Source organism: Fulvivirga sp. (assembly GCF_040220315.1).
Lineage (GTDB): Bacteria > Bacteroidota > Bacteroidia > Cytophagales > Cyclobacteriaceae > Fulvivirga.
Genome location: NZ_JAVJUY010000292.1, coordinates 1 through 5,550, shown reverse-complemented (window position 1 = coordinate 5,550; position 5,550 = coordinate 1). Strand labels below are relative to the sequence as shown.

Below are 5,550 nucleotides of genomic sequence, written 5' to 3'. Positions count from 1 at the left end.
TGCTCAGACCTTGGATATATAGTATTTCATCTAAAAAAACCTGAACCATTTTCATATCAACTTTTAGATAGATGTATAATGGATCTTTAGTTTCCTTAGAAGAAGACTGAACTAAAATCCTGTTAATGGCCTTGAGGAACCGCTCTTGAGAAATGGGTTTTAGTAAGTAGTCAACCACATTTAATTCATGTCCCTCCATAGCATATTCTCGGTAGGCAGTAGTAATAATTACTTTAGGTGGATTATCGAGAGACTTGATTAATGACAAACCATTTAATTGTGGCATTTCAATGTCTAAGAAAATAAGGTCTACAGGTTTTTCCGCTAACACTTTATTCGCCTCAATGGCATTAGAACATTTAGCAACAACTTCAATTTTATCGAAAGGTGAGAGGTACCCTTCAATAATTTGGCGGGCTATAGGTTCATCGTCAACTATGAGGCACTTAATTTTCATTTACTTGCTTTATCACTAATTCGACTAAATACATATCCTTTAGTTTTTCACACTTTAATGTATGCCTATCAGGAAACAATAGTTCAAGCCTTCGCTTTACATTCATGATTCCAACACCATTATTTCCATTGACGCTTAATGGCTGATTGTCAAAAACCTTATTTTTAACACTAAATTCAAATTTTTCGGCACTAACATTAATATTAATAGCTATCCAACCATCTTTAGAGCTTTTGTTTACGCCATGCTTAAAGCAGTTTTCAATAAATGGCAAGAGCAAGAGTGGCGGAATTCGAAACTGATCAATATCGCCCGAAATATCCATCTCTACTTTAAACCTGTCTTCATATCTTATTTGCTCCAATGCTATATATCGCTCAATCTGATCGATTTCATTAGATAGCCAAACAAACCCTTTGTCAGCCTCGTACAGCACATAACTCATTAATTCAGAAAGCTTCATTACTACTTCGGGTGTTTTATCAGATTTTGCCAATGCCAATCCGTATAACGTGTTTAATGTATTGAAGAAGAAATGGGGGTTTACTTGTGATCTGAGGTAATCCAGTTCGGCTTTCATTTTCTCACTTTCAAGTTGTTCGGCTCTTCTTTCTGATGAAACCCACCTTTGCACAACCACTAGACCCATCAAGAAAATTAAGGGAGAGGTAATAATCATGGCTGATTGTAAGAGTTTATATGGGACCGGAAAACTACCCGGATCCCAATTGGGGAAGAGTATCCCGTTCAAATAAAAGTACATAAATGACCTGTGTAAAAAACTGGCAATTGCAATACTCAGAAGCGTGTAAATTATATATCGGCCAACATTTCTACTGGATAAAAATTTTGGAAGGAAGTAAAAATAATTAATGTAAACGACCACTAATCGAAATGGCAAAAACCCCAGCTCCATATAAAAGGCAATTTCAAACCGGCTTGAATACCCACCTTCTACGAAAGTGAAAATGGCGGTATAAACAATCCAGAAAACAACATGCAATGCCAGCTTTGAATTCAGTAGTTTCATCTCATTTAAAATTACGTTTAATTCGTCATTGATGGCGGATAAATTCTTACGCTATGCATCAGGAAATAGGTTATTAACATCCAATAATGTTCTATTGGAATAGTAAAACGTAATTCTTAAATAAAACCCATGGAGCATTACATGAAAATGGATGACATTCACATCCTCTCAGCAATCTCAACCATCTGCTTATAATCGTCAACTAACTCTTTATTCAACTCCTTCAAATTTATTTTACTCAATAAGATTTTCAACTTTTGAACAGCAGCTGCCCATTCTTCCATCTCACCATCTTCAATGCGGTTTATCAATTTTTAGTGTTCAATTTAATGTTACTCGAATCAGTAGTATTGCTTAAATACAGTCAATAAGAACAATAAGATTACCTATAATGAAATTAAAATTTAAAAACACTAAATTTAGCTTGGGTGTATTTTTTGGAATTTAGCATTATCCGCATTCTCATGTAATAATTACTCCAATCAATATAAAGTAAACGCCTACCCCTGACGTAATATGTCATTATTGATTTGTATTTTAGAATTATAAATTATGAATCACCTCTCTAGATTATTATCAATGCTTACGATTCTTAAATCGAAGCGTCTGATTACTTCCACCGAGTTGGCTAATCGGTTTGACGTTAGTGTGCGCACAATTTACAGGGATTTAAAAAAACTAGAAGAGTCAGGAGTACCCATAATGTGTATTGAAGGGAGGGGTTATTCTCTTATGGATGGCTATAGTGTAGCTCCAATTATGTTTGATGAAATGGAGGTAAATGCCCTCATAACAGCGGAACAACTTATAGCTAAAACTAATGATGATTCGCTTATCAAGCATTTTGAGCAAACTTTAGAGAAAATAAAGTCGGTGTTTAGAAGCAATTTACAATCTCAGGGCGAACTCTTACAAAGTAAAATGCGAGTATTTAAACAGGTTTCTGAAGAGGGTAAAAGTGCTTCGCTGACTTATTTGCAGCTTGCCATTACAAACTTTAAGGTTACAGAAATCACCTACCAGACACCAGCTAAGTCAACTACTTTAAGAAGAATTGAACCGCTGGCCATTTATAGTTTAAATGACAAGTGGCTGATTATAGGCTGGTGCCGATTACGGCAAGACTATCGTGTTTTTAGACTAGATAGAATTCAGCACTTTAATATTTTGGAAGAAACTTTTGAAGACCGAAATTTCGACTTGCGCAATTATTTTATGTATTGCGAGCAAATTGAAAGTAACCCCTGACACATTCTGACACAACCCCTTGTTAATTTGGCCCTGTAATTAATTTTTTATTAAATCAAACGAAAATGACAACACAGGAAATTGCGAAAAAATGGTTGGATTATTGCCAATCAGGACAAATGGAAAAAGCACAGGAAGAGCTTTATGCAGATAATTGCGTAAGTCTGGAGATGGAAGGAGCTGAGGGTTTCCCTCAAAGGGTGGAAGGAAAAAAAGCCATTAAAGAAAAAGGCGAATTATGGAATAGCATGGTAGAAGCCTTTCATGGTGTTGAAATAGAGGAGCCGCTAGTTGCTGGAAATCATTTCACCACTACCTTAAAAATGGATATTACCATGAAAGGGGCTCCAAGAAGAACGGATGAAGAGGTAGCTATATTTAGAGTAGAGAACGGAAAGATTGTTTCTGAGCAATTTTTTTATGATTTAAATTAAACTATAAAAGCACAGATGGCCTGTAGGGCTGTTTGTGCTTTTATGCTAGTTAGCCAAATAGTTATAAACATATAAGCTCAAATGGAAAATTTACTTTTTGAGAGTATAAGAAATATTTTAACTGCCGAAGAAGTGCAATGGGAGGAGAAAAAAATGATGGGAGGAATTACTTTTATGGTAGATGACAAAATGTGTTTCGGCACTTATAAAGGGGGTTTGCTATGCAGAATCGATCCTAAGGACAAAGAAGACTTACTGAAAAATGAATACGCATCCTCAGTATACCAAGCAGGAAGAGAAATGAAAGGCTATGTGTTTTTAGAGTCACCAGCTTATGAATCCCGGCAAGGCCTGGAATTTTGGATTAAAAAGTGTTTGGTGTTCAACCCTAAAGCCAGAGGTTCTAAAAGGAAAAAATTAGAATAATGGAAATACGATAAATCAATTAATATGATTGTATATATAAGCCAAGTAAACAAAAGAGCAAATAGGAAAAAGGCTAATTAGTGTATTAAAAGCATCAAAATTAAAATCGTTTGAATTATTCTAATATTTCACGGAAACCATGATCAACGACTTTCAGTTTGATCCCAAACTTTTGGCTATAGTAAAAGATCATGATGTTCGGATTTACCTTGTACGTGCACAACATTCTGATAATCAAAATATTAAATATTCAAAACCTAAACTAGTAAGGGACTTTAGAGAATAAAATCAGGCAGAGATCAATAGAAAGTATAATTGATTAATAAGCTGTTAGCCAATTAATTATTTTCGTATTTTCGGAATTAATGCGCAGTTGGCTTTTAATTATTTTAACACCTATACTACTTACTTGTAAAACTAGTAGCAATAAAAGTTTACAGCCACTACCAGCTCCATTGGCTGTTATAAATAGCCAAGCGAGTTACCCAATAAACAAAGAGTCAGGATACTTCACTAATCCCATAACTGGAGACTCAACCGGGACAATAATAAACATTCAAGGAGATACAGTATTATCAGGTCGCACATTACCTCTTGGAAAACCTCACATTCTGGATATATCTGTCCAATTACGCGAAGGCAAGAAATATTCAAATACAGTTTCAATCAGTGCTCCAAAAGTAATTAATTCTAAGACTGATTTGAAAAGTATCAAATTTTCAGAATCAGAGTTACATTCAGTCAAACTACTACAAGGCTCACACCTTGTCAATTCTACTGGCGATACTCTTCCTACATCTGAACCTATTCCTTTTTTATCAAGACCTAAACAAACATATATCCCTGACTCCAAATTAGGGGTTAAACCTAGGCCTCGATACGATGCCAAAAAAGATATCAGCGTTTTAGATGTAGATCAAGGGCTTAATTCCTCTTATGTAATTTCAATGTTGGAAGATAGACAAGGCAATATTTGGTTGGGAACAAGTGGAGGTGGTGTTGCTAAGTATGATGGTATTGCTCTCACAGAGTATACTGTAGATGATGGTCTTGCTCATGATAATATTTGGTCTATTCTAGAGGACCATCAAGGTAATATATGGTTTGGCACTTTTGGAGGACTTACCAAATATGATGGCCGTTCATTTACGACTTTTACTGAAAAAGAGGGACTAAGCAGTAATAGGATTTTTTCACTCTGTGAAGATAGACAACACAATATTTGGATAGGCTATTTCGATAGAGGTGTATCAAAAATACATCAGGATAGTATTACGCATTATACCAAAAATGATGGTCTTAGTGATAATACAATTTATAATATACTAGAAGACACTTCTTCAAATCTTTGGTTTACAACTGAATCAGGGGGTGTTACAAAATTTGATGGTCAAAGGTTTACTCACTTCAAAGATTTACCCGGAGTAGAGACAAATAAATTCTATTCCATTTACGAAGATGAAGATGGTGCTTTATGGATAGGAACATGGGGAAAAGGAGTTTTCAGGTATGATGGCACTACCATTGAGACGTTCAGTCACCAAGAAGCAATAAATGATAATAAAATTACGGCTATCACCAGAAATAGTGATGGATTATTAATTTTTGGCAGCTATGGAGAGGGGCTTTTCACTTACGTTGGGGAAAAAATAATAGAGATAAAAAAAGAAGCTGGGTTAAGCCACGACAGGGTTTGGGAGTTGTTACTTGATACGGGGGGCAATACCTGGGTGGGCACCTGGGGGGGAGGTGTTTCATTTCTAAGAAGGTCTGTTTTCAGTCATTTCACCTCCAATGATGGACTTATTAATGAGTTGGTTTGGAGTATCGAGGAAGATGGGAAAGGTAATCTCTGGATGGGTACAGATGGGGATGGCATTGTAATTTTTGATGGTTTAACATGGAATCAACCGGAGATACTCTCTCCTCTCAATCAGTTGAAAGTGACTGCTCTG

General features: G+C 35.6%; 7 protein-coding genes. 4 read left to right on the top strand and 3 right to left on the bottom strand.

From position 1 onward, the window contains the following. The 3 genes from RLO81_RS14695 to RLO81_RS14685 form a co-directional block, all read right to left on the bottom strand. The coding region (locus tag RLO81_RS14695; protein WP_350113164.1) for a LytR/AlgR family response regulator transcription factor at positions 1 to 457 on the bottom strand (457 nt) is incomplete at its 3' end. After that, a complete protein-coding gene (locus RLO81_RS14690; protein WP_350113161.1) occupies positions 447 to 1,487 on the bottom strand; it encodes a sensor histidine kinase in 1,041 nt (346 codons plus the stop codon). The genes RLO81_RS14695 and RLO81_RS14690, both read right to left, overlap by 11 nt. Positions 1,488 to 1,645: 158 nt before the next feature. Then, the gene (locus tag RLO81_RS14685) at positions 1,646 to 1,798 is read right to left on the bottom strand and encodes a hypothetical protein (RefSeq protein ID WP_350113158.1); all 153 of its coding nucleotides are present in this window, start codon (positions 1,796 to 1,798) and stop codon (positions 1,646 to 1,648) included. 241 nt (positions 1,799 to 2,039) lie between these two features. Here RLO81_RS14685 and RLO81_RS14680 point away from each other — a divergent pair, with 241 nt between their 5' ends. The 4 genes from RLO81_RS14680 to RLO81_RS14665 all read left to right on the top strand — a co-directional run. Beyond that, the gene (locus RLO81_RS14680) at positions 2,040 to 2,735 is read left to right on the top strand and encodes a helix-turn-helix transcriptional regulator (protein WP_350113155.1); all 696 of its coding nucleotides are present in this window, start codon (positions 2,040 to 2,042) and stop codon (positions 2,733 to 2,735) included. 65 nt (positions 2,736 to 2,800) lie between these two features. Next, positions 2,801 to 3,169: a SnoaL-like domain-containing protein gene (locus RLO81_RS14675; RefSeq protein ID WP_350113152.1), complete on the top strand. Its 369-nt coding sequence runs from the start codon at positions 2,801 to 2,803 to the stop codon at positions 3,167 to 3,169. Between the two features lie 81 nt (positions 3,170 to 3,250). Next, positions 3,251 to 3,595, top strand: a complete 345-nt coding sequence (locus tag RLO81_RS14670; RefSeq protein WP_350113149.1) for a TfoX/Sxy family protein — start codon at positions 3,251 to 3,253, stop codon at positions 3,593 to 3,595. A gap of 365 nt (positions 3,596 to 3,960) precedes the next feature. Next, positions 3,961 to 5,550, top strand: a 1,590-nt coding sequence (locus RLO81_RS14665) for a ligand-binding sensor domain-containing protein (protein ID WP_350113146.1), incomplete at its 3' end; no start/stop codon positions are given.